Consider the following 26247-nt stretch of genomic DNA (forward strand, 5'->3'; position numbering starts at 1 on the left):
TTTAAAACAAAAAAGACAGGACTGATACATCATGCAAGAGACAGAACAATGGTCATCTAAAATTGGTTTTATTTTGGCAGCTGCCGGTTCTGCTATTGGAATCGGGGCTATATGGAAACTCCCGTACGTAACGGGCGTAAGTGGAGGAGGAGCCTTTTTCCTTCTGTTTATCCTATTTTCTTTATTCATCGGGTTTCCGTTATTGTTAGCTGAATTTATTATAGGTAAAAGTACGCAGAGCGAGGCGATTACGGCATATCGAAAAATCGCTCCAAATACAGCGTGGCCATGGATAGGTAAATTAGGCGTTTTTACTTGTTTCTTGCTATTGTCCTTTTACAGTGTGATTGGTGGATGGATCATCATTTATTTTGTTAAGGGTTTATTTGGGGGCGTTATTGAGGATGGAGCTAACTATGGCAACTTATTCAATGAAACAATCAGCAATCCTCTGCTTGCAATCGTGGCTCAGGGAGTTTTCCTTGGGTTGACTGTATTAGTAGTGGCAAAGGGAATACAAAATGGCATTGAGAAGGCGAGTAAAATATTAATGCCAGCTTTATTTATCCTGTTTGTTGTCTTAATAGTCAGATCTTTGACTTTGGACGGGGCTATCGAAGGAGTTAAGTTTTTCCTTGCCCCTGATTTTTCGCATATATCTTCCGAGAATATATTGTTTGCGATGGGACAATCTTTCTTTTCTCTGAGTGTCGGCGTTTCCGTTATGGTCACATACAGCTCGTATCTTCCGAGAAAATCGAATCTGATACAGCCAGCCATTTCCATCGTGTCGATGAACTTAGTAATTGCTCTTTTGGCTGGATTGGCCATTTTCCCGGCAGTCTTTTCATTGGGATTGGAGCCTGCCGAAGGACCGGGGCTTTTGTTTGTTGTACTGCCTTCCGTATTCGACCAGATCATGTTTGGTGAATTTTTCTTAATTTGTTTCCTGGCACTCTTTTTATTCGCTACATTGACCTCAGCGTTCTCGATGCTGGAGATTATTGTAGCCTCTGTCGTGAAAAATAAGGAAGATAAAAGGAAAAAGTATTCCTTATTGATCGGTATTCTCATTTTTGTGGTTGGTGTGCCTTCCGCTTTATCGTACAGTTTGCTGGATGATGTAACTATTTTTTCAAAAAGCATTTTTGACAGCGCCGATTATTTGGTCAGCAATATTCTTATGCCGCTTGGCGCTTTGCTTATTTCGATTTTTGTACCGCTTCGCATTAAAAAGAAGGTGTTGGAAACGGAGCTATTGGCCCAGTCAAAATTAGGCTCTGCTGCATTCCACACATGGTACGTCATCCTAAGATATATTATTCCGATTGTTATTGTAGTCGTCTTTTTAAATATGATCGGTGTCTTTTAAGCGACACGGTTTTTAGGAGACGAAGAGTCAAAGGAAAAGTAAGTAAGAATCGCCACTCCATAGGGGTGGCGATTTCTTCTTTATTTAGATACCTTGGAAGGAGAAAGCTTTTGAACTAGTTTTTCTGCCAATGCCGCGCTGGATTGGGGATTTTGGCCAGTTAACAGCTTGCCGTCACATTGGACGTGGGATTCCCAATTAGGTGTTACGATAAAATGTGCCCCCAGTTCACGCAATCGGCTCTCTAATAAAAATGGCACATCTTCCGTTAATTCCATTTCCTTTTCTTCTTCATTTGTAAAACCCGTCATTTGCTTGCCGGAAACAAATGGCGTGCCATCAGAATATTTAGCTTGCACAAAAGCAGCAGGCCCATGGCATACAGCGGCAACGTATTTATCTTGTTCTACAAAATCCATTAATAGTTCGGCGACTTCTGTATTTTCAGGAAGGTCGAACATGACTCCGTGGCCTCCGGGGAAAAACAAGGCATCGAAATGATCCGCAATCATTCCATTAATGCTCTTTGTCTGTTGCAGAGCCTGGAAACTATCCTTCCAATCGTCTTTTTGTTGGTCTGATATATTTAAACTGGCAGGGTCAATCGGTGCATTTCCGCCCCTTGGACTGACAACTTCCAATTGGTAGCCTTCTTTTTTGAATCGTTCATAAGGGATAGCGAATTCTTCCATATACACCCCTGTTGGATGATCTGGTGTAAGGGAGGGGTGGCTAGTTACAACAAATAATACTTTCTTCATTATATCTCTCCTTTTCTTCTAAAATAGTAGTGAAGATACTAGGATGAAAAATGTACTTCTCGTAGATTCTTTCCACTAATCATCACCTACTAAACGTATTTGGGAGAAATAGGGACTATTGAATGGTCATTTCTTTCTGTTAAAACCTGCATAATAAGACACATTTCTTCTTTATATGATAAAAAATCGTACTTTTATTCAAACATTGTCATTTATTTGTAAACATTTGAAGTATTTTAGTTTAAAATGAAAGTTGAGTCTATTTTTATGGCATGAAAGAAAAAGTATAGCAGCAGTAGGTACTTGTACTATTATGATTAAAATATTGGAGGATGAAAAATGACCTTCCGGATACAACCATTGAAAGGATTCTTTAGACCGGGAACGTATGGCTATCAGTTGCAGGAAGCAGAGGCAGCTAGTGGATATAAGCGGAATTTGATTCTTCTGTTTCTCATTAGTGTATGCATCTATGCCATCAGCGCCGTCTTTGGAATAGGAAACGAATCATTATCAAAAGAATTAACGGCTTTAAGCGATGGAGAGTTTGAAGTCAGAAAACAGCTTTTCTTTATTGGAAGAGTAGTGTTGGGAATATTAATACCGGCTGTATATGTCATGCTGAGTGCCCTATACTTTTGGACATTTGTTAACATACCATATCAGAAGCTGGTCATCATTAATATGACAGCTTTTTGCTTGTTTTTGGCAGAAAAATTGATTGAAATTCCAATGTTTGTCCTTATGCATATCGATGGGGCATCTAATCCTTTTTCATTGGGTATTATTGCTCAATACATAACGGATAAAGAGTTGATTGTTCATTTTTTCAGTGAAATTACTATTTTTCAAGCAGGAATGATTGCTGTCATCTGTTACTATATTCTTCGGTTAACGGATCGGAGCAAAAAAGCTGTTATTCCGTTTATTATTGCTTTCTTCGTCGTTTGTTGGCTTTTATCGAGTTTGTTTTCGTATATAAAAATTGGAGTCTTTTTTTAAGGAGGAGGGATCTGCATGAAAAATTGGAAAGTCTATACGATTGCTGCTATAGCCATTCTGTTTATCGGCTGCAATCTCTATCTTCTATTAAAGGAAGACAGTAAAGCAACAAGAGTCACGTACGTAAATGATTGGACACGAGTCAAGAAAGATGATGTTAAAGAAACATTCAAAACAAAGGGTGTCATCAAGCCTGAAAACAAAGAATATGTCTACTATGATGAACAACGAGGTTCGGTGGCGTCTATTCTTGTGAAAAAAGGCGACAAAATCACATCCGGCACACCGCTGTTTTCCTATGGTTCTGATTCGCTTGAAAATGAAAAAAGCGAAAAAGAGGCTGAAATCAAACAAATAAATGATGAAATTAGCGGCATTGACAGCCAAATTTCAGAATTGAAAAGAATTACACCTAAAACGCCAACATCAAGCAATAGCGCATCAACTGATGAAAAGGAGCCTAAGGTTGAAGTGAATGTAGATGTCTCGCCGATTGTCGAAGGAGATGTCGAAAAAGAAATCATTGCAGCGCAATCCGAGAAAGATAAGCTGTCTGCCAAACTTTCAAAAAGTGAAGCAGACCTGAGCCGCATCACTGATCGACTGAATAAAATCAGTACTCCGAGTGAGGTGGAGGGCCAGGTTATCGCAATTAATGAAAATATGAAAAATCCAATCATAACGATTGCTTCTCCTAATGTAGGAGCCGAGGGAGAACTGAACGAAAAACAAATCAATAAAACAAAAATCGGCCAAAAAGTTAAGGTTTACTCGATATTAAATAAAAAAACTTATACAGGAACCATCCAAGGTATCGTAGAATATCCGAAAAGCGGTGTAGATGTTGAAAAAGAAGCGAAATATCCATTTACTATTGCCTTGGATAAGAAGAACGATCAATTGATTCCTGGATCAAAAGTGAAGCTTACAGTAACAACTGCTGAAGCGTTGGATGTTCCTGTCGTTGCGAAATCTAACACATTTAAATCAAAAAAACAAAAGAATGTATATCAGATTTCCAACAAAGGCACTGTTCTAAAAAAACAAATTGAACCAGGCCTTGAATTCGATGGAAAACAGGAAGTGCTGAATGGACTGGTTGCGGGTAACTATGTAGTAACAGATCCTAATAAAGTGAAACAGGCGGGAACTTCATTCATTACACCGATGACAACTGCCTCTGTCGATAAAAAAGCGCTGAAAAAGCTATCCAAAAAGCAAGTTATGAAATATACAGTTATGGGGATTTTTGAGAAATAATATAGAGAGAACGCCGGCCAATTGGCCGGCGTTCTTTTGTCGGGGCAAAGCAGGCGCTCTCCGCTTTTCTATTATCCAGCTGCAGCGGCTAGGCCCTCAAGGTCTTAAGCCAAGAATAGTCAAAGGCAAATACCAGCCTTTGAGCGATTCTCGTCTTAAGCTTGTCGGGCCTGACCAAGCCGCTTCCGCTTTTCTATTGTCCAGCTGAGAGCGCCAACCCCTCGAGGTCTTAAGTCAATCCACTGTCAAAGGCAAAGAGCGGCCTTTGTCAGTGCCTCGCCTTAAGCTTGTCGGGGCAAAGCAGGCGCTCTCTGCTTTTCTATTCTGTATGGGACATGTCGCCTTCGTATTCTATGTGGAGGGTTTCTCCGTCGTATTGGACTTTTGTCAATGATGTATTGCCTGGAGGATCTTGTTTAAAAATGTCTGAAATCGGTAATTGTTTAATATAGGCAAATGCCATGCGCAGGAAGATGGAATGAGCTACGACAAGGACTGTCCCTTCCTCATTTTCTGCGATGATTTTATCAATTGCTTTTTTTACCCGTTCCAGAAGGTCTGTAAATTCTTCTCCGTTTATGGATTTAAACAGGTGCGGGGTTTCCCAGAAGCAGGAGAAGTCATCCGGGTATTTGGCGATGATATCGTCACGCAATTCGCCATCCCAATCGCCGAAATACATTTCTCTGAAAAGGTCATCTCTTGTAATCGGAATTCCTCTGCCATTATCTATTATCTCCGCTGTTTCATAGGCGCGTTTGCTTGTGCTGGCATAAATGCGGTCAATGTGGGTATCCTTTAATCGAACTGCTAGATTTTTGGCATCGGATATGCCTTTTTCTGTTAGTTCACCGTTTCCCCAGCCTTGCATGCGGTGAAGGACGTTCCATTCTGTCTGGCCATGTCTGGTTAGGTATATCGTTAGCATTGTATAAAAACTCCTTCTGTTTTGGTTTGAGTATATGAATAACGTCTTATGAATCGATTGTATCGCATTCTTCCTGAAACTTTAATCGCTGAAGCCTAGAGAAATGATGGAAAATGGGCTGAAATATTTAAACAAATCTATTTACATAGGGTAGGGGGGTATGGTAAATTAAAATAGCAGGGAGGGAAAAAGATGAGCGCTGAAGAAAATAATCCTTTGTTGGAAGAGAGCGTTTCTTGTTGCTTGGAGCATCCTGAAAGATCGAGCCATCATAGTGATAAGGTTAAAAAAAATCTGGTTACTCGCTTGAATAGGGTAGAAGGGCAAATTAGGGGTATAAAGGGTATGATTGAAAAAGATGTTTATTGTGATGATATAATCACGCAACTGGCAGCTACGCAGTCAGCTCTCAACTCTGTAGCAAAGCTCCTGCTGGAGGGGCATATGAAATCATGCGTCCTTGAAAGAATACAACAAGGGGATACAGATGTAGTGGATGAAGTCCTTGTAACCATACAAAAATTAATGAAAAAATAAGGAGAGATTCAATATGGAAAAAACAACTCTTACAGTAAAAGGCATGTCTTGCGGACATTGTGTTAAAGCAGTTGAAGGTAGTGTAGGCGAAATGAACGGCGTAAAAGATGTAACTGTTCACTTGAAAGAAGAAAAAGTCGATGTAGAATTTGATCCAGCTGTAGTATCTTTAGGCGATATTAAAGAAACAATCGACGATCAAGGGTATGACGTTCTGTAATTCTGGAAGATAACCTTCTTTTGCAGTGATTCGTGTTACTGAAGTCAACATGCCAGTGGGGACAGTTGAATAACCGTTAGCAAAAACGGTCCGGACTGTCCCTTATTCAGATATAAAATATACCCCCAATGGGTATGGAAGGTGAAGGTAATGAGCGAAATTAAAAATGAACAATCGAAAGAAACGACTTTTGCCATAACTGGAATGACATGTGCTGCGTGCTCAACCCGCATCGAAAAAGGGCTGAATAAAATGGAAGGCGTCGACAAGGCCAATGTCAACCTGGCTTTGGAACGTACAACTATCTCATATGATCCTTCCAAATTGAAGCCTGAGGATCTGCAATCCAAAATAGAAAAGCTTGGCTACGGTGTGGCGCTTGAACAGGCGGATTTCAATATTACAGGTATGACATGCGCCGCATGTGCCAACCGCATTGAAAAAGGGTTGAATAAAATGGACGGAGTCACGGCCGCCAATGTCAATCTTGCGCTGGAAACAGCAGCTATCACCTATAATCCTGGAATGGTCTCACCCCAGGACATTATAGGTAAAGTAGAAAAACTTGGCTATGGGGCACAGAAAAAGAATGAAGAAGGAGAAGAAGTGGACCACCGCCAAAAGGCGATTGTGAAACAACAGCGCAAATTTATTATTTCTGCCATTCTGGCATTGCCGCTTTTATATACGATGGTAGGCCATTTCTCCTTCACTTCCTGGATTTATATGCCGGATTTCCTAATGAATCCATGGTTCCAATTTGCATTGGCAACACCAATCCAGTTCATAATCGGAAGCCAATTCTATATCGGCGCATATAAGGCGTTGCGTAATAAGAGTGCAAACATGGATGTTCTTGTTGCTCTCGGTACATCTGCTGCGTATTTTTACAGCCTGTATGAAACGATAGCTTCAATAGGGAAACACACACATGGATTGAACCTCTATTACGAAACAAGTGCTGTCCTAATAACGTTGATTCTGTTAGGTAAATTATTTGAGGCAAAAGCAAAAGGCCGTTCCTCTGAAGCAATCAAGAAACTGATGGGATTACAGGCTAAGACAGCCATTGTCGAAAGAGACGGCAAAGAATTAGAAGTCCCTTTATCTGAAGTAGTGAGTGGGGATACGGTACATGTTAAACCAGGCGAAAAAATCCCTGTGGATGGAATTATTGTAGAAGGCCGATCAGCACTTGATGAATCCATGATTACCGGAGAAAGTGTTCCGGTCGATAAGGCAGCCGGTGACTCTGTCATTGGTTCTACCATCAATAAAAATGGCTTTTTGAAAATAAAAGCTACAAATGTCGGAAGTGACACAGCTCTGGCTCAAATTATTAAAGTAGTAGAGCAGGCGCAAGGATCCAAAGCGCCGATTCAACGATTAGCGGATAAAATATCAGGCATTTTTGTACCGATTGTCGTATCGATTGCGGTTATTACGTTTCTTGTTTGGTATTTAGCTGTAGATCCAGGCAACTTTGCAGAAGCCTTGGAAAAAATGATTGCAGTCTTAGTTATTGCTTGTCCATGTGCACTTGGCCTTGCAACGCCGACTTCCATTATGGCTGGTTCCGGCCGTGCAGCTGAATACGGCATTTTGTTCAAGGGTGGCGAGCATCTAGAGCAAACGCATAAGATTGATACTGTATTATTGGATAAGACAGGTACTGTGACGAACGGTAAACCTGTATTGACTGATATTATACCGGCAGCAGGCTATGAAGAACGATTATTCCTGCAGTTGGTGGCAAGTGCAGAAAAAAGTTCAGAGCACCCGCTTGCAGAAGCTATCGTAAAAGGAGTCCAGGAGAAAGGGATTGATCTTGTAGCCTCACAAGCTTTCGATGCAGTTCCTGGATACGGAATAGAAGCAAAAATAGATGGAAGAGATATTTTGGTCGGCACTCGGAAGCTCATGAATCAATCCAATATTGCTATGGATGAAGCAGATCTACAATCTATGCAAACATTGGAGGCGGAAGGGAAAACAGCAATGCTTGCAGCAATCGATGGCCGTTTTGCCGGTATTGTTGCAGTGGCCGATACGATAAAAGATTCCTCCAAAAAAGCGATCCAGCGGCTCCACGATATGGGTATCCACGTAGTCATGATCACAGGAGATAACGAACGTACGGCAGCAGCAATCGGTAAAGAAGCGGGAGTCGATCAAATCATTGCAGAAGTTCTGCCTGAGCAAAAAGCAGAGGAAGTCAAAAAATTGCAGCAGAACGGAAAGCATGTGGCGATGGTCGGCGACGGCATAAACGATGCACCGGCACTCGCCATGGCCGACATTGGAATGGCGGTCGGCACAGGAACTGATGTAGCGATGGAGGCCGCTGATATTACATTGATGCGAGGCGATTTAAATGCTATAGCGGATGCCATTGCCATGAGTAAATATACAGTGCGCAACATCAAGCAAAATTTGTTTTGGGCATTGGGATATAATACACTAGGCATCCCGATTGCGGCATTCGGCCTCTTGGCTCCGTGGGTTGCAGGCGCTGCGATGGCATTCAGCTCAGTAAGTGTTGTGCTAAACGCATTGCGGCTTCAGAAAGTAAAACTATAAAATGTGCAAAAGGGCTCTATCCTAAAGGGTAGGGTTTTTTTGCGTCTTTAAATAGGGTTTCCGTTAACTCGTTCGAATGCTTAACAAATGAAGGAGAGGGGAAGTAAATGCGTTTATATATAGAAAAGGTGACGGAAGCGGCAGCCGCGGAAATAGCTGGATGGAAAGGTTTATGAAAAATGCGGGTTCCGCCTTGAAATAGAATGGAAGGCAGTGTCAGATGGCGATGAGCCATTAAAAAGGCCCTGAAGGTTTTAGGGCCTTTATGGTTTGGACGGAATTGATGTCCACTTATATCCTGCTCCCCATACGGTTTGCAGGTATGAATCTACGGGGAATCCTGCTTGTCGGAGTTTTTCTCTTAAGTTCCGTATATGTGAATCGACTGTCCGATCTTCAGTATGTGTCGAATATCCCCAAATGGACAGAAGAAGGTATTCCCGTGATAATACTTTGTCTTTTTTTTCGAGAAAATGGGCGATTAAAGAGATCTCCTTAGGTGTAAAATTGATGCTCTTGTCGTTGACAAAGACCTCATAGCTAGATAAATCGAGCTTTAACCCTTCGCAATAAAAAACATGCTGCTGATGCTTGTTTTCAGAACGCCTTAATAAGGCTTCCATTCTGGCCAATAGAATATCTTCATCGAAAGGCTTAGTAATATAATCATCTGCGCCAGTACGCAGCCCTTTTACTATTTCATCTTTATCAGAACGGGCTGTCAGGAAGATAATAGGGATATTGGAGAATGTTCTTATGATTTTGCTTGTTTCCCATCCATTCAAATCAGGCATCATGACGTCCAACAGCATAAGATCGGCTGAATGGTTTTTTAAGTAGTGGATAGCCTCTTTTCCGGATTTGAATTTTTGGCATGAATACTGGTCATTTTCTATAAAAAGAGCGAGTAAATCAAGCATCTTTTTTTCATCATCAACTAATATGATTTTTTTCATAGTCCCACTCCTTGCAGATAATCTCGAATGTTGTGCCGACGCCTAATTCGCTGGAAACAGCTAACTGGTCTCCGTGGGACTCAACAAGTTCCTTTGCGATTGCGAGCCCTAGGCCAAAACCGCCATGGTCACGGGATCTTGAGGCTTCAACCCGATACATTTTATTGAAAATAAAAGGAAGGTCTTTTTCCGGTATGCCCATCCCTTCGTCGCGAATGGCAATATGAAGCGATTTTTTTATAAATACGGATACCGTTACATTCGTATCGGCAGTTGAATATTTCCTGGCATTATCCAGGAGGTTTAGCATAACTTGCTCCAACGCCTGGCGATCTCCTTGGATGATGTACGGTTTATCGCAAATGACTCTTAATGAAATAGAGCAATCATTAAAGGCAGGCGTCAATTTTCTTTCCATATTAATTAGGAAGTTCTGAAGATTAATTGGCTCTTTATGGATTTCGAATGAGTGTTTGCCAATCTTGGCTAGATCGAATAAATGCTGGATCAAATCATTCAATCGGTCACTTTCCTCTTTTATGATAACAGCATACTCTCTTTTTTCCTGCTCGCTTTGCTCTCTTTTTTGCAGCAGGTTTGCGTAGCCTTTTATATAGGTCAGCGGTGTTCTTAGCTCGTGTGAGACGGCAGCGAGAAATTCATCACGCTCTTCATTCATGTGCTGCAAGTCCCTCCCCAATGTTTCAATCGTACCAGCCAATATGCCAAGTTCATCTTTTCTCCTGTAATTTGTAGAAACGTGATAATTGCCTGCACTGATGGATTGTGCCGCTTCCGTAATGTTGAGGATGGGCCGGGTGACAGCGCGGGAAATGAATAAACAGGCGAGTAGAGTGATTGTCAGTGTAATGGCCATCGCATATACATAATGTTCATTTAAGGATTGAATCATGGATTGGATGCTATCTGTGCTTTTGAACATAACGATATAACCGAGCAAATGCCCATCCGAGAATAGGGGGCTGCCGACTGAAAGGTAGGATGAATGGCGCCAGTCATCATTAATAATAAAGCTTGGGACAGGATGGATAGGAAAGGGATGCCCGTTCAGCTTCTTGAATTTTTGATCAAACGTTTGATTAGTGGATGTAATAATAGTCCTTTTTTCATCTGTAATGACTACTGCTGTATCTGTATGGTCTTCCATTTGGACAACATGGTCCATCGTTTGCGGATTAAAGGCTTTCTGCAGGACGTTCCGATGGTTGATTGTTCTGGCGGATAATCGCTGGAATTCTTCATCGACACGTGTTTTAACCATCCCGTGGTGCAAGTAAATCATTAGGATAATTTCCATCAGCAGAACCGTTATGAAAAATAAGGCGCCTAATTTTACCGAGATTTTATTCATGATACAACCTCCTGACATACGCCCTCATCTTACTATATAATTGTGCATAAAGTATGTAGGGCATGCAAGTCGGCTGGTCTTTTTAGGTGTTTTGGCAAAAATATGGGCATATGTACATATAACATATACCGTTTCAAGGTCCTGCTTTAGTTCAGTTTCATTTTTTGATATACTTTAGGAAGGTAAAAGAACGAAAATGGATTTGGGAATATTCTGTTAATGGTTGTCTTCTTAAGTACGGAATAGCCCCTGTGCATTGAATGAAATATTGGCATTCGATCGTGTTCTGGGAGGCTTGCTTAATGAATAAAGAATTAATCTATATCCACTTGCATACTTCAGAACGTTTTGTCCTTTCCAGCGGTATAACATTTGAGGATTTTTATTTATCAACGGTTAAGCCCCTTCAGAACGTTTTGTTGTTAAAGCATCATTTTAAAGATGCCCAATATAATATGAATACATTGTTAGAATACGTCTATCAAGAAGATGTGGCAAGCTTGGTCAAACATCACGGCAATGAGGGCGGCGATTTTTGCTGGATTGATTTCGAGGATGAAACAGGGCTGTCTGCCCTAGAGGGCCAGGATTTAGCCGAGCTCTTGTATTTAGGTCATTGCAAGCATCATTTGCGGGCTCCATTCTATCGGTTGCTGAACAATGATTATGTCTATTTATCATACGAGGATGGACTTTGGAATAAGGTGTACTACCGGACTTTGATTGATTTTTATCAAATGCTGGGAGAGCTGATTCCTGAAAAAATAGCTGCTTTGAAGGTTGAGAAAACCTGGCTTGGATTCCGGAAAAAAGCAGATTATCCACCTGTTCCGGTGGATATCATGAGGCGCCTTTCTTCTTTAATGGAGGAGGGATTGATGATCTCCTTTGAAAAAATAGTGCAGACAAGGAATAGGCTGGAAATTCCTCTGTGGATTATTGGCGATTATTCGGATATGGATGAGGCTGAAGAAGTATATTCAGGTCTAAAAGGTGCGGAATCGGATGCCAAGCTCATTTTTGTGAAAAAAACGAGGGAGTGGGCATTGGCCTTGCGTTAGCAAAAGAAAAAAGCCGGTAAAGAACCGGCTTTTTTCTTTTGCTATTTAAGCGGCCTTTTCCGCAGTCTCAAGATTCTCTTCTTTACGTTCAGAGAATGTATCGGTGATGACTGTTATAGCGCCATCTCCTGTTACGTTGCAAGCAGTTCCGAAACTGTCTTGCGCCAGATAGAGGGCGATCATAAGAGAAAGCATTGTGTCCGTGAATCCAAGCATTGTCTCTAATAGGCCGAGTGCTGCCATAACGGCACCGCCTGGCACACCGGGTGCGGCGATCATCGTGATGCCAAGCATTAGAATAAAGGGCAGAATAGCTGTCCATTCCGCAATATTCCCTTGAATCACCATGACTGCCATAGCGCAGCTGACAAGTGTAATTGTACTGCCGGAGAGGTGTATAGTTGCCAGCAATGGGACAGTGAAACCGGCGATACGGTCTCGGACCCCTAATTTTTTTGCTTGGGCCATAGTTACAGGGATGGACGAAGCGGAGGATTGCGTGCCTAAGGCAGTGAAGTAGGCAGGCATCATTTGCTTCATCATGCGGAATGGGTTTTTCTTCACACATGCTCCTGCAACGATGTATTGAACAGTCAGCATCATAAGATGCAAAGCGATGATCATGATGAATACCTTTGCGAATACACTCATAATGGCTGTGATTTGCCCGCCCTGGGTCATATTGGCGAAAATGCCGCAGATATGGACAGGCAGTAAAGGAATAATAACCGTTCCGATGACCTTTTCAATAATTGAACGAAAATCATCCATCGTGCCCTGAAGTGTATGGCCTTTAATGGAAGCCAAGCCAAGTCCGATTGTGAATGCCAGCAAAAGAGCGCTCATCACGCCCATTATAGGAGGCATATCCACGGTGAAGAAGGGTTCCAGCAAAGCTTCCTCGGGATTTGAAAAACGGGCGCTGCTTACATTGTTAAGTATGAATGGATAGATGGCAGATGCTGTAAAAAATGCCAGTATGCCGGCTGTTATGGTGGATAGATAAGCAAGCCCTGTTGTCAATCCGAGCATTTTTCCGGCTCCTTTTCCCATTGAGCCGATCCCTGGAGCGATAAAGGCAATTATGATCAAAGGGATGGCAAACCCTAAAAAGTTGCCAAAAATTCCATTGAATGTTGCGAATACGCGTATAAACCACTGGGGTGCAATCATGCCTATTCCGATTCCCAAGGTGATTGCGAGGAGTATTCTTGGAAGTAAACCGAACTTTTTCATATTGTCCTCCTTCAAAAAACAACTGTATTTCTAAGAAGGATTATACGTGAAGATACTAAAAGTGTTAATAGGTATATTAAAAATAGATATATTCGAAAAAATAAAAAAATTAAAATCCGTACTATTCTTGATGTACATAATCTTCATCTAGGCATAAAATAATAATCGTATATAAAACGATTTACATCGAATGGCGCAAGCCGTGTTAAGATGGAACTTAGATGTTTTTAGGAAATGATGGAGGTACTAAAAATGAAAATGAGACTTGGATTGCTTTATGGCGGTAAATCAGCGGAACATAAAGTATCGCTGCAAACTGCCTTGGCAGTTACAAAAGCGTTGGATTTTACGAAGTTTGATATATATCCTGTTTATATTACTACAGAAGGTAACTGGATTGCAGGTAAACAATTGACAGCTCCGGCTGCAGATGTAAATGAACTGGCATTGTCTGGATCCCAGGAGGGGAATGCTTCCACTTCACTCAGCACACAGCCATTTTCTGTTGCAGCTTCTGAGGAAGGAAGCAAAGGATTTGACGTGATCTTCCCGTTACTTCACGGGCCGAATGGTGAGGACGGAACTGTCCAAGGGATGCTGGAATTAATGAATCTTCCTTATGTAGGGAATGGGGTTCTTGCCTCATCTGCAGGAATGGATAAAGTCGTTATGAAGAATATCTTTGCTCAAGCAGGCCTGCCGCAAGTGAAGTACGTTTGGTTTACAAGAAAGCAATGGGAAAAGAATGAAGCGGAAGCCTACGCAAAAGTAGAACAGGAAATCGGCTATCCTTGCTTTGTGAAGCCAGCTAACCTCGGCTCAAGTGTTGGAATCAATAAATGTACGTCCGCTGAAGAATTAAAGGCTGCTTTTAAAGAAGCCTTTGAATTCGATCGACGTATCATCATCGAAGAAGGGGTAACCGCCAGGGAAATCGAAATCGGTGTGCTTGGGAATGAAGACCCTGAGTGTTCAGTCGCTGGGGAAATCATACCGAAAGACGTGGCATTTTATGATTACAAAGCGAAATATGAAGACGGCAACACAGGTCTAGTCATTCCGGCAGATATTCCTGAAGCGAAATATGAAGAATTGAAGGAATTGGCTGTCCGCGCATTCGAATCTTTGGATTGTGCTGGTTTAGTCCGTGCTGATTTCTTTTTGGCGGAGGACGGCACTTTCTACATTAATGAAGTGAATACCATGCCTGGGTTCACGCCAGTAAGCATGTTCCCGCTTCTTTGGAAGCATACAGGCTTGGCTTATCCGCAGCTGATTGAAAAATTAGTAAGCCTAGCTTTGTCTAGATACGAAGAAAAACAGCAAATTAAACATAGTTTCTGATGTAGAAATATAACGGTTTACTTAAAAGAGAATGAGGCGGAGGCGGGCTGAAACGGTTCGGCTCTTCCTCATTTTCCGTCATTATAAAGGAGAAGGAGGATTTATATGATAAAGCGTACACTGAAACAGATAGCAGATATGTTGGATGTCGAATGCCCTGAGTTTCAGGATAGGAATATTTGCGGTGTTACGATTGATTCGAGAAAAATACAGAATGGACAACTATTCGTTCCTTTTTCCGGCGCCCATACTGACGGCCATGACCATATTGTGCAGGCAATAGAAGATGGAGCAGGGGCCGCTCTTTGGAAAAAAGACCGCCCTAATCCGCCGGAGGGCCTGCCGCTTCTTTTCGTGGATGATCCTTTAGAAGCCTTGCAAACATTAGCTGAAGCTTATTTGAAAGAAACGAGTGCAAAGGTTATTGGCATTACCGGCAGCAATGGAAAAACGACAACTAAGGACATGACTGCATCCCTTTTGGCCCAAAAATACAAAGTCCATAAAACGGATGGCAATTTCAATAATCATTTGGGTATGCCGCTTACGATACTTAGTATGGATGAAGATACAGAAATAGCTGTTCTGGAAATGGGGATGAGCAGCAAGGGAGAGATTGAACTATTATCCCGATTGGCGAAGCCTTCTGTTGCAATCATAACGAATATTGGCGAATCTCATCTGTTGGATCTTGGATCCAGAGAAGCGATTGCGGAAGCCAAGCTTGAAATCACAACGGGCCTTCAAAAGGATGGTATGCTCATTTACCACGGGGACGAGCCGTTGCTGCAAGAGAAATTAGTGGGCAGTGAGTGGAATTGCCTTTCTTTCGGGCGTTCTGACCACAATAGCATGTACGCCTTGCAAATAGAAACAGATAAAGACCATACTGTTTTTACAAGCAATCTGTATCCGGAGGAGATTTCAATCCCTATACTTGGGAACCATAATGTCCTGAATGCAATGGCAGCTATTTTAGCTGCACGGCAATTCGGCATTGAATTGCCTGAAATCCGAAAAGGCCTATCTGAACTGAAAGTCACAACCATGAGAATGGAAATGGTAGAGGGCAAAAAAGGAGAAAAAATCATTAATGATGCCTATAATGCCAGCCCGACTGCCATGAGGGCAGCCATCGATTTAGTATGCGCATTAAAAGGTTTCGAGCGAAAAATCCTTGTGTTGGGCGATATGCTCGAACTGGGGCCTGAAGAAATTGAATTTCATCGAATGATCGGCCAATCCATACGCCATAAAGCTATCGACCAATTATTCACGTATGGTGAATTGGGTGCTTATATAGCTGAAGGAGCCAAGGAAGAAATCGGCGAGCAAAATGTTTATGCCTTCCAGGATAAAAAGGCGTTGATCGAGGAACTGCAAAAACAAGTCAAAAAGAATGATCTCTTACTTGTGAAAGCATCCCGTGGGATGAAGCTTGAAGAAGTAGTATTTGCTTTAAAAGCAGAATGAATGAAGCAGGCCGACGTTGGCCTGCTTTTTCTTACGTAAATAATAACAATTTCCACTTGGTTAGCCTTTTTAAACTAGCATCAAACCCAGCCACCCAGCCACCCAGCCACCCAGTCTTTAAGCAGAGGGCGCTTTCCGCTTTAGTATTTACTATTCCTTAAATATCCTTAAAATTCATATAATTGTAAGAAAATAAAAAATATGGGAAGTTTTACAGATGTATACTTTAGTAGTGGGTATTTATCCTTATTTTTATTTGTGTTGAGGAGGAGTCAAATGGCCGGTTGTCCATTTTCGTCCATAATGAAAAGTCAAAAGGGAGCTTTGGACCTGTTTAGGAAGCCCAATCACCATTCTAAGGGGAAAATCTCTCCTGCGCAGCGAAAACAAGTAAGTGGGTATTCCGGTCATGCGATGATGGATGGCGAGCTGGAAGAGCAGCTGGCATTCTTGGGTTTTGATGAAGAAGACGTGCAAAATCTTCTAACGATCAGGCCAATAGTCGAAGATAAGCTAGACCAAATTGTTCAAGCCTTCTATCAGCGGCTGTTTACTGTCCCTCGGTTAAAGTCCATTATCGATGCTCATTCCAGCCTTGATCTATTGAAGAAGGCGCTCGGGGAGTATGTAATGCAGTTGGTGTCAGGGAACATGGGAGGAGACTATGTCCAAAAGAGAAAAACGGTTGGCATGGTCCATAACCGTATCGGCCTTGAACCTGAATGGTATATAGGTGCTTACACATTGATCGAAAATGAAGTGTTTGCCATATTGTTAAACGAAATGGCGAATAAAGTGGAATGTCAGAAAGTCTATGCTTCTTTCCAAAAATTGTGCTCCATGGATAAACAAATTGCTATTTCTACCTATATAGACAGTTATACATCCTCCATGATGAAGCTGCAGGAAATGGAAAAACTTCAATACCACTTGCAGGATTCAGCTGCGACATTGGCTGCCGCTTCAGAGGAAACAGCAACAGCGCTTGAAGATAAAGAAAAGCAATGCCTGTTGCTTATGGAAGAAGTACAGGCTATCCAGAATAGAGCAAAAGAAGTAATGGTAGAAGTGGAATCGGGGAAAAAAGATGTCAGACAGTCACTTGGCCAAACGGATCGAATGATTGCTACGATCCATTCTACCGGGCAGATGATTCAGGATTTGGGCGGCAGCTCAGCTGAAATCGGAAAAGTGGTAAAGACAATAAGGGGGATATCGTTACAGACTAATATCCTCTCGCTAAATGCAGCGATCGAAGCGGCCAGAGCCGGCGTACATGGCAAAGGATTTTCAGTAGTGGCCCAGGAAGTGAGGAAGCTAGCGCATCTGACGGAGCAGTCACTTGATGATATTCAACAGCAGGTAGCGCGTGTACAGCATACCATAGACCGTTTTGAAACGGCTTTTTCTTTTATTGTTGAGGGAGCGACCCATTTTTCTGAGCGGAATAAAGATATGTTGAATGTGCTAGACAATTCCTTTGCAGCAGCGGAAGGGAATAATGAACAGATGAATTCCTTTTACGGGACACTCATTGATTTTGAAGCCACTTTTAAGGAAATTACAAAAGCTTCATTTGGAATAGCTGAAATGGCAGAGCAGCTGAGCCATTACAATAATCAATTGACCAAGAAAATCACTCGATGATTTGATTTACAGCTTGAAGACCCGCGCTTTTTTGCCCGGGTTTTTTCATGTTTAACGAAAATGGAGGCGAGGTAGAGATAAGGAGGAATATATCGTTTATGGAAGGTGATTGCATTGAGGACTGCCTGCCTTTGCATCCATGGTTTTACCGGGTCGCCATTAGAGATAGAGCCATTGTTGTCCTTTCTTCAGAAGAACGGATCCTGGGATATATTTGCGCCTACTCTTCCGGGCCATTGCGACGGTAAAGGATGTGCAGCTGTCAGGAAAGAAGAATGGCTTGATTGCGTAGAACATTGTTTGCAAAAAATATTGGAAGCCTACGAACATGTTTACTTGGTCGGATTCTCTATGGGCGGCATTATAGCATCGGTCCTGGCGGCGAAATATCCGGTGGGAAAACTGGTTTTGCTAAGTGCGGCTGCCCGTTATGGATGCCCCAAGCAATTATTTTCTGATGTGAAGGGTGTTATAAAAGACTTCCTACATGGAAAAGGTAAGAGTAATGAATTATACAGGACATACAAACCTAAATTCACGCGTACATCCATCGGTGCCCTCAAAGAATTCTGTTCAATGGTATCTGTATCTGCAGGCGTTTATGGACATTTAACGTTGCCTGTATTCATTGCACAGGGGATGAAAGACGGGATGGTTCCGTGGAGAACAGCAGAGAGCCTGTACCAAGTGATTCCCTCTGCAGAGAAGCGGTTGTATTTGGTCAGCGAAGGAAAGCATATGATCTGTTACTGCCGGGAAAATAGATTGTTATTCCAGGAAATCCAACATTTTTTGGAAAAATAAAATGTACGCGCTATCATTCGTGCTGCACTAATGCACAGGGGCTTGGATGCTTGCCGCATAAGGAAAGATGGGTGCTCGGCTTTATTGCATTAATAGTCAAGAAGTGTTATTATTTTCTTCGAGACATCATATGTTAAAAGTAGTATAATAACTATTTATGATGATAAAATGATCTAAGTGATTATTATCTATATAAAGGTTCAGACTTTACCTATATTTTGAGAAAATTTTAGGCCAATTTTGGTTTTATTTGATAAGTTAAGATCCATTAACTTTTTTAAATGTGTTTAATATGAGCAAAAACCAGCAGATTCTATGTCTAATTTTTCACCTAACACGCTTGTGACATAAGCTACTTCTCATCGGGCTAATACTTGTCTTATTTGAGAAACGCCTTATGCTGTGCAAATGGCATATCTGTATATCAGATGGTCCTGTGATATCGCGTGTCTCCTTTGTCTGTCCGGCAGATAAAGGGCTGGTGACGATTTTTCTTGAGATATATAAGTTATTTCTCGATAAAAAGGAGTTAGGAAAAATTGACTTTGTTTAGTGAATTAGGACTGCAAAAGTCCACAATGCGTTCGGTAGAAAAAATGGGATTCGAAGAGGCTACGCCAATTCAGGCGCAAACTATTCCAGTGGCGCTTGAAGGGAAGGATATTATCGGACAAGCACAAACTGGTACTGGTAAGACTGCTGCTTTCGGTATCCCTTTGATGGAAAAAATTGATACAAATGCGGAGCATGTGCAAGCGATCTGTATCGCCCCAACACGTGAATTGGCCATTCAGGTATCTGAAGAGCTATTTAAACTTGGCTATGGCAAACGCGTTCGCGTTCTTGCTGTATACGGAGGCCAGGATATTGACCGCCAAATCCGTGCATTAAAGAAAAAGCCGCATATTATTGTTGGTACACCTGGTCGCCTTCTTGACCATATCAACCGTAAAACCCTTAAATTAGGCGATGTTGAGACAGTTGTTCTTGATGAAGCTGATGAAATGCTGAATATGGGATTCATCGAAGATATTGAATCTATCCTTTCGACAGTTCCGGAAGATCATCAAACATTGCTATTCTCAGCAACAATGCCTGATCCAATCCGTAAAATCGCTGAACGCTTCATGGAAAATCCACATCACGTAAAAGTGAAAGCGAAAGAAATGACTGTAGACCGTATCCAACAATATTACGTAGAGCTGAAAGAAAACGAAAAGTTTGATGCTTTGACTCGTTTATTGGATATTCAAACTCCAGAATTGGCAATTGTCTTTGGACGCACGAAACGCCGTGTGGATGAGCTATCGGCAGCCTTGAATCTTCGCGGATATACTGCTGAAGGAATCCATGGCGATTTAAGCCAGGCAAAACGCCTTTCTGTCCTGAAGAAATTCAAAGACGGCAGCATCGATGTCCTAGTGGCTACTGACGTTGCAGCCCGCGGTTTGGATATTTCAGGCGTGACGCACGTATATAACTTTGATATCCCTCAAGATCCTGAAAGCTATGTACACCGAATCGGACGTACAGGCCGTGCAGGAAAAAATGGTATCGCCGTTTCTTTCGTGACTTACAGAGAAAGATCACAACTGTATGTAATCGAAAAAACAACAAAGAAACGTATGGAGCGCATTAAAACTCCTACAGTTACAGAAGCAATTGAAGGCCAGCAAAAAGCAGTGGCTGAAAAGATTATCAATACAATCGAAAATGAAGATCTGTCTGTTTATCTTCCAGCTGCAGAGGAGCTATTAGAGAAATATGACTCTAAAGATCTTGTTGCTACTGTGTTGAAATTGATGACAAAAGAGCCAGATGCAACTCCAGTTAAATTGACTGGCGAAGCTCCTGTATTCAATAAAAAAGACCGTAAGTCCTATAGCGGAAACGGCAGCGGCAAACAACGCAATGGCCGTGCATACAACCGCAAAGACCAAGGGTATAATAAACGCCGCAACAATGATCGTAACCGCAATGGCGGAGACCGTCGCGGAGGCGGAAGAAGAGAACAATCAAACTAATTGTTCCTTCCCCAAAAAAACCGAATGGATTCCATTCGGTTTTTTTGTCGTTAGTAGAAAATCGGAAACAGGCCAACACTAGTAAAAAACGGAGGTCTTACCCGATGACACTTTTTCGACTGGGATATGTAGCGATGAGCAATCACGTTCAGAATGCTTCCCCTTCAAAAACAATGACATTCGCGCAATTCAGCAAAATCGATGACAGAGAAGCAGCCATTAAAAAGCTGGAAAGGATTGCTCAAACCAATTTGCATAATTGCCTGAGGCTGCTAAGGCATAATGAAGTCCATGGCATCCACTTTTTTCGTTTGAGTTCAAAGTTAATCCCTCTTGCCAACCATCCAGACATTCAAGATTGGAATTATATGAAACCATTGAAGGAATCCCTTTTGGCTATCAAAACGTTTCTGGTGGAGCACCCTGCGATGCGCATTGATTTTCACCCGGATCATTTTGTGCTCCTGAATACGAAAGACCAGCATGTATTCAAAACGGCACTTACTACACTGAATATGCACTATCGTCTTTTAAAAGGCATGGGGATCAATCCTTTGCACCGTTGTGTTCTTCATGTAGGAGCCAGCTATGAAGATAAAGAACAGGCGCTTGAACAATTCATCCATAACTGGGCCCTTGTACCGAGCAAAATTCAGCAAATGGTCATTCTGGAGAATGATGATACAACCTTTACAATGGGGGATACGCTATATTTATGCGAAAAACTGGGAATCCCATTTGTGTTTGATTATCATCATTTTTTAGCCAATCATCGCAAAGGAGAATCTTTTTCTGAAGAATGGAGCCGGGTTGCTGCGACGTGGTCGCACTCCGAGCTTCCGGTGAAAATGCATATCTCGAGCCCTAGAAGTGAAAAAGAGTTCAGGGCGCATGCGGAATTAATAGATCCGCTTATGTTTTGGGATTTTGTCGAGGCAGTGAATGGTTCTGTTGATCAAATAGACGTAATGATTGAAGCGAAGGGAAAGGATGAGGCCCTTTTCCAATTAGTCAGAGATATAAGATCAAGTAAGCCGGCCACCTGGGTTAATGAGGCAAGCTTTCAGCTATAAATGGTACGGGTAATCCCGCGTGCTTGTTTTGATAAATGGCAATGAAACGGCAAAACCGATTAAGAATCCGCTGATATGGGCGACGGCATTTACATTCGGCTGTATAAAGGTCACGATAAATCCAATGAGGGCCAATGCTTTAATTAGTTTGTTATCTTGTTTGGAGATAAGAGAAGACTGCAGGAATGAGATGGACACATAAAAGCCGATTAATCCATATATAGCTCCGCTGGCGCCCAAGTGAATGTATTGGGCAGGCAAAAGAAGAAAAGTAAATACATTTGCCCCAATTCCACATGCCATATATAGCATAATAAACCGAAATTGCTTGAGCATCAGTTCGAGCGCAGGCGCTAAAATAAGCGTGGACAGCGTGTTAAACATGAAATGAGGAAATGAGGCATGTAGAAATATCGGGGAGGCCAACCGCCAATATTCACCTTCGCTAATCGATAGATTGGCGCCGATTAGCATATTGAGGAGGGACTCCCCTATTCCCGGAAATTGAATGGCTATGAAAAAAAGTGCCTGTATGAAAACGATAGCGGTTGTGGCTGGATACAGGGAAATAAAAACGGAAAAGCTTTCTTTTCGTGCAAACATAGATACAACCAACTCCCATACATTCAAAAAGTAAGATAGTATGAATGTATGCATGTACATATCTAAATAGAAGGTGATGAAATGATTAAAGGGATAGGGCTTGATATTGTAGAAACTGGACGGATCGGAAAACTGATTCAAACCCAGCCTAAATTCGTAAACCGCATATTGACCAGCAGCGAGCAGGAAAAGTTCCATAGCTTGAAGGGAAAAAGGCAGACGGAATTTCTTGCTGGGCGATTTGCTGCGAAAGAAGCCTTTTCAAAAGCGATAGGAACCGGCATTGGAAAGGAACTTGGCTTCCAGGATATTGAAATCCGGTATGGAAGCAAAGGGAAACCTTTTATTTCTGCTCCATTTTCTGAAGGGGTTCATCTATCCATAACCCATTGTGAGGCCTATGCAGCGGCACAGGTTGTTATAGAAGGGTAGAACTTTACGCTCGCGTGTCAGTACTTGGACATATTCTTGGACAATGCCTCATATACTTTTATTGCGATAGTGGAGACAAGGTCGGAAATGGGAAATGGGATACATCCTTTACCCCGCAGGATGGGCACGATTGCCGTCCTCGGTAATTGGCGTCATTCCAGAAGGATCTCGCCTGTTTTGTCTTCCTTTTTTAAGGTGAAAAAAAGAAGGGGCTGAAAAGATGAAGAAAGGCATAGTACTGCTTGTAAGCTTAATCCTGATTTTATCCTTGGCTGCCTGCGGGCAAAAATCCAAGGAGGATGTCGTGAAATCTTTGAATGAGAAAGTGAGCGATATGAAAAGCTACAAAGCCACTGCAAAGATGACTTTGAAAATGGGGGAAGATCCACAAGTCTATGATGTGGAAATTTGGTATAAGAATCCGGATTTTTATCGAGTGAAGCTTAAGAACCAAAGTAAAGACCAAAGCCAGATGATCCTTCGGAATAAAGAAGGCGTCTATGTCCTTACACCTGCTTTGAATAAGAGCTTCCATTTCCAAAGCGATTGGCCGAAAAATAGCAGCCAGGCCTATTTGTATGAATCGATTGTCAAAGATATTGTTGTAGATAAGGGAGCTGCGTTTAAATCTACAGATAAGCATTACATTTTTGATACAAAAACAAGGTACCAAAACAGCAAAATGCTTCCTACCCAAGAGATTACATTGAAGAAGAAGGATTTGACTCCCGTTTCTGTAAAAATCAAAGACCCGGATCAAAATGTGCTGGTGAATGTTGATTTTTCCAAAGTTACGTTTAATCCTTCCTTTAATAAGGATGCATTCGATATGCAGAAGAACATGACAGGCGCCCAGCTCGGCACGACTGTGACAGCTGATGCAGATAACAAAGAGTTCTCTGTTAAATATCCGTCCGATACGGCAGGAGCCACATTGGTCGATGAAAAAGAAATGAAGATGGACGATGGGAAACGATTCATCCTAACGTATAAAGGCCAACGGAATTATACCATGGTTGTTGAAAAGGCGGATGTCATGCAGACAACCTTAGCTTCCCGCCAAATGCTTGGCGATCCGGTAGATCTAGGGTTTACAATCGGAGCATTGACAGATAAGAGCATTACATGGACGTTTGAGGGAGCGGATTATACACTGGCTTCAAGCGATATGAGCAAGGAAGAATTGATGGAAGTCGCCCGTTCTGTCCAAAGTGCTGCCATCAAATAAATAGGGAAAGAAGCAGGCTGAAGAGGCCTGTTTCTTTTTTTGCTCTACGGGCTGAATGCAATCCAGCTGCCTTTTCAACACACACACTTTACGTTATGCTATATGGTAGAAAATAAAATCGTACATCAAGACAAGAGAAGGAAGGTAGCCCCCGGTGGAATCAGCTTTTTATAGAGATACTTGGGTTGAAGTCAATATTGGCCATATTAAGGAAAATGTAAATAACGTGAAACAACATCTGGACGGTAAGGTTCATCTTTGTGCCGTAGTAAAAGCGAACGCCTATGGACATGGGGATGTGGAAGTTGCTAAGGCTGCACTCGAAGCTGGAGCAGATTTTTTAGCGACAGCTTTTCTGGATGAAGCCATATCCCTCAGAAAAAAAGGGATTGAAGCTCCCATACTCGTCCTTGGAGCGATGAGGGCCTCCGATGCAGCTATTGCGGCAAAGTATAAGATATCTGCCACGGTCTATACTAATCAATGGTTGAAGGAAGCGGATCAGCACCTTGATAAGGGAGATCTTCTGCATGTCCATATGAAATGCGACACTGGGATGAACCGTCTAGGGTTCAAGAAAAAGGAAGACATCCAACAAGCGGAAGAATGGCTTTTGGATTGCGATACAATTCAATTGCAGGGAATTTATACGCATTTTGCTACTGCGGATTCATTGGATGATACGTTTTTCAATGGACAATTGAACCTTTTCAGGGATATGGTAGGTTCCTTGAGTGAAAGGCCGGCCTTTGTGCACTGCAGCAACAGCGCTGCTTCTCTCCGTTTTCAAGAAGCATGGTATAATGCCGTCCGTTTAGGCATATCTATGTATGGATTAAGTCCGTCGGAGGAAATGAAAACAGTGCTGCCTTTCGAACTGAAAGAAGCTTTTTCCCTTCATAGCCGCATTGTCCATGTGAAGAAAATCGGCCCAAATGAAAGCATCAGCTACGGGGCAACGTATACATCCTCCGAGGAAGAATGGATTGCGACTGTGCCGATCGGGTATGCGGACGGATGGCTAAGAAAGCTGCAGGGCCAGGAAGTACTGGTGGATGGGCGAAGAGTGCCGATTGTAGGAAGAATGTGCATGGATCAATGTATGATCAAGCTCCCGTGTTATTATCCTGAAGGAACGAAGGTAACGCTGATCGGACACAATAATGGAGCTGTTATATCTGCTGATGAAATCGCAGCGAAGCTTGAAACCATCAACTATGAAGTCGTTTGTATGATTAATTCCAGGGTGCCCCGTCTTTACGTGGAAAATGGAAGAGTGCAATCCATCCGTAATCCGTTGTTGTGAAATAAGGATTTATGAATAAAAACAAGAGAATAGTGCCTATACTAATATTATGGAAAAACCATTATTCTCTTTTCATATTTCCTTATTAATGGTAATATGGATTTTGAAATAGTATAAGGTGTGTAGTGATGGTGGAGGTGTATGCTTATGTCTGAATCCAGAACAGTAAGAGAAATAGTCATTCAATTGCCTCAGAATCTTCTTATGGAACTTGATGGATACGTTCAAGAGGATAACGTAACCCGTAACGAACTGCTATATCGTGCAACCAAAATGTACATTCACGATAGAAGAAAAAGAAAACTACGTGATGAGATGAAGCGCGGCTATATTGAAATGGCTGCTATAAATCTGACAATTGCTTCGGAAGCCTTTCTTGCGGAATACGAGGCTGAGCACTGTGTTGAACGATTAGTAAGCGGAGGTTGATCCTTTGATCGTTGTTAAGCGTGGAGACGTATATTATGCAGATTTGTCCCCGGTGGTCGGTTCAGAGCAAGGAGGGACCCGCCCAGTGCTGATTATTCAGAACGATATCGGTAATCGTTTTAGCCCTACTGTCATTGTGGCTGCCATTACAGCGCAAATACAGAAAGCTAAACTTCCTACGCATGTAGAAATCGATGCGAAAAAGTATGGATTCGAGCGAGATTCTGTCATTCTGTTGGAACAAATACGAACTATTGATAAGCAGCGCTTAACGGATAAGATCACTCATTTGGATGACCATATGATGAAAAAAGTAGACAATGCTTTACAAATCAGTACGGGACTAATTGAATTTTAAAATCTTTATGAAATAAAAACAAAAACCTTCCAAAATAGTTGGAAGGTTTTTTTGTGCTTGCTGAAAAGTGTGCAAATGTATTTCGAATATTTGACTCAATTCTACTAAAACAAGTATATTGAAAGTATATTGAAATTTAAAATTCCAAGAATAAATAAGCCATTTATTGCGATGGTCGGCCTATTGTTTTTTTGAAAGATGAATGGAAGTGTTTATTTGGAAAATGAACGGATTATGATAA

At 41.9% G+C, this 26247-nt stretch carries 23 protein-coding genes and 2 pseudogenes; 19 read left to right on the top strand and 6 right to left on the bottom strand.

Going from position 1 to position 26247, the window contains the following annotated elements; all coding sequences use genetic code 11:
* Window positions 1-31: 31 nt before the first annotated feature.
* Window positions 32-1372, top strand: coding sequence for a sodium-dependent transporter (locus ABC357_RS22170; RefSeq protein WP_412889694.1), 1341 nt, complete (start codon window positions 32-34; stop codon window positions 1370-1372).
* Window positions 1373-1452: 80 nt separating this feature from the next.
* On the opposite strand, the gene ABC357_RS22175 is transcribed toward ABC357_RS22170, so the two are convergent.
* The gene (locus tag ABC357_RS22175) at window positions 1453-2133 is read right to left on the bottom strand and encodes a type 1 glutamine amidotransferase domain-containing protein (protein ID WP_412889695.1); all 681 of its coding nucleotides are present in this window, start codon (window positions 2131-2133) and stop codon (window positions 1453-1455) included.
* Window positions 2134-2472: 339 nt separating this feature from the next.
* Between ABC357_RS22175 and ABC357_RS22180 the strand changes: the two genes are divergently transcribed.
* Together ABC357_RS22180 and ABC357_RS22185 are read left to right on the top strand one after the other, a co-directional pair.
* The gene (locus ABC357_RS22180) at window positions 2473-3135 is read left to right on the top strand and encodes a hypothetical protein (protein WP_412889696.1); all 663 of its coding nucleotides are present in this window, start codon (window positions 2473-2475) and stop codon (window positions 3133-3135) included.
* Between the two features lie 15 nt (window positions 3136-3150).
* Window positions 3151-4395, top strand: coding sequence for an efflux RND transporter periplasmic adaptor subunit (locus ABC357_RS22185; RefSeq protein WP_412889697.1), 1245 nt, complete (start codon window positions 3151-3153; stop codon window positions 4393-4395).
* A 319-nt stretch (window positions 4396-4714) separates the two neighbouring features.
* Here ABC357_RS22185 and ABC357_RS22190 read toward each other — a convergent pair whose 3' ends face one another.
* Window positions 4715-5323 (bottom strand): histidine phosphatase family protein, encoded by a 609-nt coding sequence (locus ABC357_RS22190; RefSeq protein WP_412889698.1) that lies wholly within the window; start codon window positions 5321-5323, stop codon window positions 4715-4717.
* A gap of 192 nt (window positions 5324-5515) precedes the next feature.
* On the opposite strand from ABC357_RS22190, the gene ABC357_RS22195 reads away from it, so the two are divergent.
* The 3 genes from ABC357_RS22195 (at window position 5516) to ABC357_RS22205 (ending at window position 8660) form a co-directional block, all read left to right on the top strand.
* Window positions 5516-5860, top strand: coding sequence for a metal-sensitive transcriptional regulator (locus ABC357_RS22195; protein ID WP_412889699.1), 345 nt, complete (start codon window positions 5516-5518; stop codon window positions 5858-5860).
* A gap of 13 nt (window positions 5861-5873) precedes the next feature.
* Complete coding sequence (copZ, locus tag ABC357_RS22200; RefSeq protein ID WP_412889700.1) at window positions 5874-6080, top strand: copper chaperone CopZ; 207 nt, start codon at window positions 5874-5876, stop codon at window positions 6078-6080.
* 150 nt (window positions 6081-6230) lie between these two features.
* Entirely contained in the window at window positions 6231-8660 is a 2430-nt protein-coding gene (locus tag ABC357_RS22205; RefSeq protein ID WP_412889701.1) for a heavy metal translocating P-type ATPase, read from the top strand.
* 263 nt (window positions 8661-8923) lie between these two features.
* On the opposite strand, the gene ABC357_RS22210 is transcribed toward ABC357_RS22205, so the two are convergent.
* Window positions 8924-9616, bottom strand: coding sequence for a response regulator transcription factor (locus ABC357_RS22210; RefSeq protein WP_412889702.1), 693 nt, complete (start codon window positions 9614-9616; stop codon window positions 8924-8926).
* Window positions 9594-10988 carry a sensor histidine kinase gene (locus ABC357_RS22215; RefSeq protein WP_412889703.1) on the bottom strand — a complete coding sequence of 465 codons (1395 nt, stop codon included), beginning with the start codon at window positions 10986-10988 and terminating at the stop codon, window positions 9594-9596. Before ABC357_RS22215 ends, ABC357_RS22210 begins: the two co-directional genes overlap by 23 nt.
* 302 nt (window positions 10989-11290) lie before the next feature.
* On the opposite strand from ABC357_RS22215, the gene ABC357_RS22220 reads away from it, so the two are divergent.
* The gene (locus ABC357_RS22220; RefSeq protein WP_412889704.1) at window positions 11291-12049 is read left to right on the top strand and encodes a hypothetical protein; all 759 of its coding nucleotides are present in this window, start codon (window positions 11291-11293) and stop codon (window positions 12047-12049) included.
* Between the two features lie 45 nt (window positions 12050-12094).
* Here the strand turns inward: ABC357_RS22220 and ABC357_RS22225 are convergent, their stop codons facing one another.
* Window positions 12095-13285: a dicarboxylate/amino acid:cation symporter gene (locus ABC357_RS22225; protein WP_412889705.1), complete on the bottom strand. Its 1191-nt coding sequence runs from the start codon at window positions 13283-13285 to the stop codon at window positions 12095-12097.
* 252 nt (window positions 13286-13537) lie between these two features.
* On the opposite strand from ABC357_RS22225, the gene ABC357_RS22230 reads away from it, so the two are divergent.
* The 7 genes and pseudogenes from ABC357_RS22230 to uvsE all read left to right on the top strand — a co-directional run bounded on the left by ABC357_RS22230 (window position 13538) and on the right by uvsE (window position 21650).
* Window positions 13538-14629, top strand: coding sequence for a D-alanine--D-alanine ligase (locus ABC357_RS22230; protein ID WP_412889706.1), 1092 nt, complete (start codon window positions 13538-13540; stop codon window positions 14627-14629).
* A gap of 105 nt (window positions 14630-14734) precedes the next feature.
* Window positions 14735-16102 (top strand): UDP-N-acetylmuramoyl-tripeptide--D-alanyl-D-alanine ligase, encoded by a 1368-nt coding sequence (locus ABC357_RS22235; protein ID WP_412889707.1) that lies wholly within the window; start codon window positions 14735-14737, stop codon window positions 16100-16102.
* Between the two features lie 417 nt (window positions 16103-16519).
* Window positions 16520-16972 (top strand): annotated as a pseudogene (locus ABC357_RS22240) (protoglobin domain-containing protein); the annotation flags it as partial.
* Between the two features lie 309 nt (window positions 16973-17281).
* Window positions 17282-17749, top strand: a pseudogene (locus ABC357_RS22245) (methyl-accepting chemotaxis protein); the annotation flags it as partial.
* A 114-nt stretch (window positions 17750-17863) separates the two neighbouring features.
* Entirely contained in the window at window positions 17864-18553 is a 690-nt protein-coding gene (locus tag ABC357_RS22250; RefSeq protein WP_412889708.1) for an alpha/beta hydrolase, read from the top strand.
* Between the two features lie 539 nt (window positions 18554-19092).
* Window positions 19093-20577: a degradosome RNA helicase CshA gene (cshA, locus tag ABC357_RS22255; RefSeq protein ID WP_412889709.1), complete on the top strand. Its 1485-nt coding sequence runs from the start codon at window positions 19093-19095 to the stop codon at window positions 20575-20577.
* Between the two features lie 104 nt (window positions 20578-20681).
* Complete coding sequence (uvsE, locus tag ABC357_RS22260; protein ID WP_412889710.1) at window positions 20682-21650, top strand: UV DNA damage repair endonuclease UvsE; 969 nt, start codon at window positions 20682-20684, stop codon at window positions 21648-21650.
* Here uvsE and ABC357_RS22265 read toward each other — a convergent pair.
* Window positions 21645-22253 carry a rhomboid family intramembrane serine protease gene (locus tag ABC357_RS22265; RefSeq protein ID WP_412889711.1) on the bottom strand — a complete coding sequence of 203 codons (609 nt, stop codon included), beginning with the start codon at window positions 22251-22253 and terminating at the stop codon, window positions 21645-21647. The genes uvsE and ABC357_RS22265 overlap by 6 nt on opposite strands.
* 81 nt (window positions 22254-22334) lie before the next feature.
* Here ABC357_RS22265 and acpS point away from each other — a divergent pair, with 81 nt between their 5' ends.
* The 5 genes from acpS (at window position 22335) to ABC357_RS22290 (ending at window position 26006) form a co-directional block, all read left to right on the top strand.
* Window positions 22335-22685, top strand: coding sequence for a holo-ACP synthase (gene acpS / locus ABC357_RS22270; RefSeq protein ID WP_412889712.1), 351 nt, complete (start codon window positions 22335-22337; stop codon window positions 22683-22685).
* A 220-nt stretch (window positions 22686-22905) separates the two neighbouring features.
* Window positions 22906-23913: a LolA family protein gene (locus ABC357_RS22275; protein ID WP_412889713.1), complete on the top strand. Its 1008-nt coding sequence runs from the start codon at window positions 22906-22908 to the stop codon at window positions 23911-23913.
* Between the two features lie 154 nt (window positions 23914-24067).
* Window positions 24068-25219: an alanine racemase gene (alr, locus tag ABC357_RS22280; protein WP_412889714.1), complete on the top strand. Its 1152-nt coding sequence runs from the start codon at window positions 24068-24070 to the stop codon at window positions 25217-25219.
* A gap of 147 nt (window positions 25220-25366) precedes the next feature.
* Window positions 25367-25648, top strand: a complete 282-nt coding sequence (locus tag ABC357_RS22285) for an antitoxin endoai (protein ID WP_412889715.1) — start codon at window positions 25367-25369, stop codon at window positions 25646-25648.
* A gap of 7 nt (window positions 25649-25655) precedes the next feature.
* Window positions 25656-26006 carry a type II toxin-antitoxin system PemK/MazF family toxin gene (locus ABC357_RS22290; RefSeq protein ID WP_050616662.1) on the top strand — a complete coding sequence of 117 codons (351 nt, stop codon included), beginning with the start codon at window positions 25656-25658 and terminating at the stop codon, window positions 26004-26006.
* The last annotated feature ends 241 nt before the right edge of the window (window positions 26007-26247 follow it).

The sequence above is a fragment of the Bacillus kalamii genome, from assembly GCF_047238185.1.
GTDB lineage: Bacteria > Bacillota > Bacilli > Bacillales > DSM-1321 > Bacillus_AD.

Bases quoted from the DNA above. Each gene is read 5' to 3' on its own strand.
- ABC357_RS22225 (WP_412889705.1), bottom strand. From the start codon at position 13,285: ATGAAAAAGTTCGGTTTACTTCCAAGAATACTCCTCGCAATCACCTTG.
- ABC357_RS22275 (WP_412889713.1), top strand. From the start codon at position 22,906: ATGAAGAAAGGCATAGTACTGCTTGTAAGCTTAATCCTGATTTTATCC.
- ABC357_RS22210 (WP_412889702.1), bottom strand. From the start codon at position 9,616: ATGAAAAAAATCATATTAGTTGATGATGAAAAAAAGATGCTTGATTTA.
- acpS (WP_412889712.1), top strand. From the start codon at position 22,335: ATGATTAAAGGGATAGGGCTTGATATTGTAGAAACTGGACGGATCGGA.
- ABC357_RS22195 (WP_412889699.1), top strand. From the start codon at position 5,516: ATGAGCGCTGAAGAAAATAATCCTTTGTTGGAAGAGAGCGTTTCTTGT.
- ABC357_RS22190 (WP_412889698.1), bottom strand. From the start codon at position 5,323: ATGCTAACGATATACCTAACCAGACATGGCCAGACAGAATGGAACGTC.
- ABC357_RS22220 (WP_412889704.1), top strand. From the start codon at position 11,291: ATGAATAAAGAATTAATCTATATCCACTTGCATACTTCAGAACGTTTT.
- ABC357_RS22265 (WP_412889711.1), bottom strand. From the start codon at position 22,253: ATGTTTGCACGAAAAGAAAGCTTTTCCGTTTTTATTTCCCTGTATCCA.
- ABC357_RS22185 (WP_412889697.1), top strand. From the start codon at position 3,151: ATGAAAAATTGGAAAGTCTATACGATTGCTGCTATAGCCATTCTGTTT.
- ABC357_RS22285 (WP_412889715.1), top strand. From the start codon at position 25,367: ATGTCTGAATCCAGAACAGTAAGAGAAATAGTCATTCAATTGCCTCAG.
- ABC357_RS22215 (WP_412889703.1), bottom strand. From the start codon at position 10,988: ATGAATAAAATCTCGGTAAAATTAGGCGCCTTATTTTTCATAACGGTT.
- ABC357_RS22205 (WP_412889701.1), top strand. From the start codon at position 6,231: ATGAGCGAAATTAAAAATGAACAATCGAAAGAAACGACTTTTGCCATA.
- ABC357_RS22180 (WP_412889696.1), top strand. From the start codon at position 2,473: ATGACCTTCCGGATACAACCATTGAAAGGATTCTTTAGACCGGGAACG.
- ABC357_RS22235 (WP_412889707.1), top strand. From the start codon at position 14,735: ATGATAAAGCGTACACTGAAACAGATAGCAGATATGTTGGATGTCGAA.
- copZ (WP_412889700.1), top strand. From the start codon at position 5,874: ATGGAAAAAACAACTCTTACAGTAAAAGGCATGTCTTGCGGACATTGT.
- uvsE (WP_412889710.1), top strand. From the start codon at position 20,682: ATGACACTTTTTCGACTGGGATATGTAGCGATGAGCAATCACGTTCAG.
- ABC357_RS22170 (WP_412889694.1), top strand. From the start codon at position 32: ATGCAAGAGACAGAACAATGGTCATCTAAAATTGGTTTTATTTTGGCA.
- ABC357_RS22230 (WP_412889706.1), top strand. From the start codon at position 13,538: ATGAAAATGAGACTTGGATTGCTTTATGGCGGTAAATCAGCGGAACAT.
- ABC357_RS22175 (WP_412889695.1), bottom strand. From the start codon at position 2,133: ATGAAGAAAGTATTATTTGTTGTAACTAGCCACCCCTCCCTTACACCA.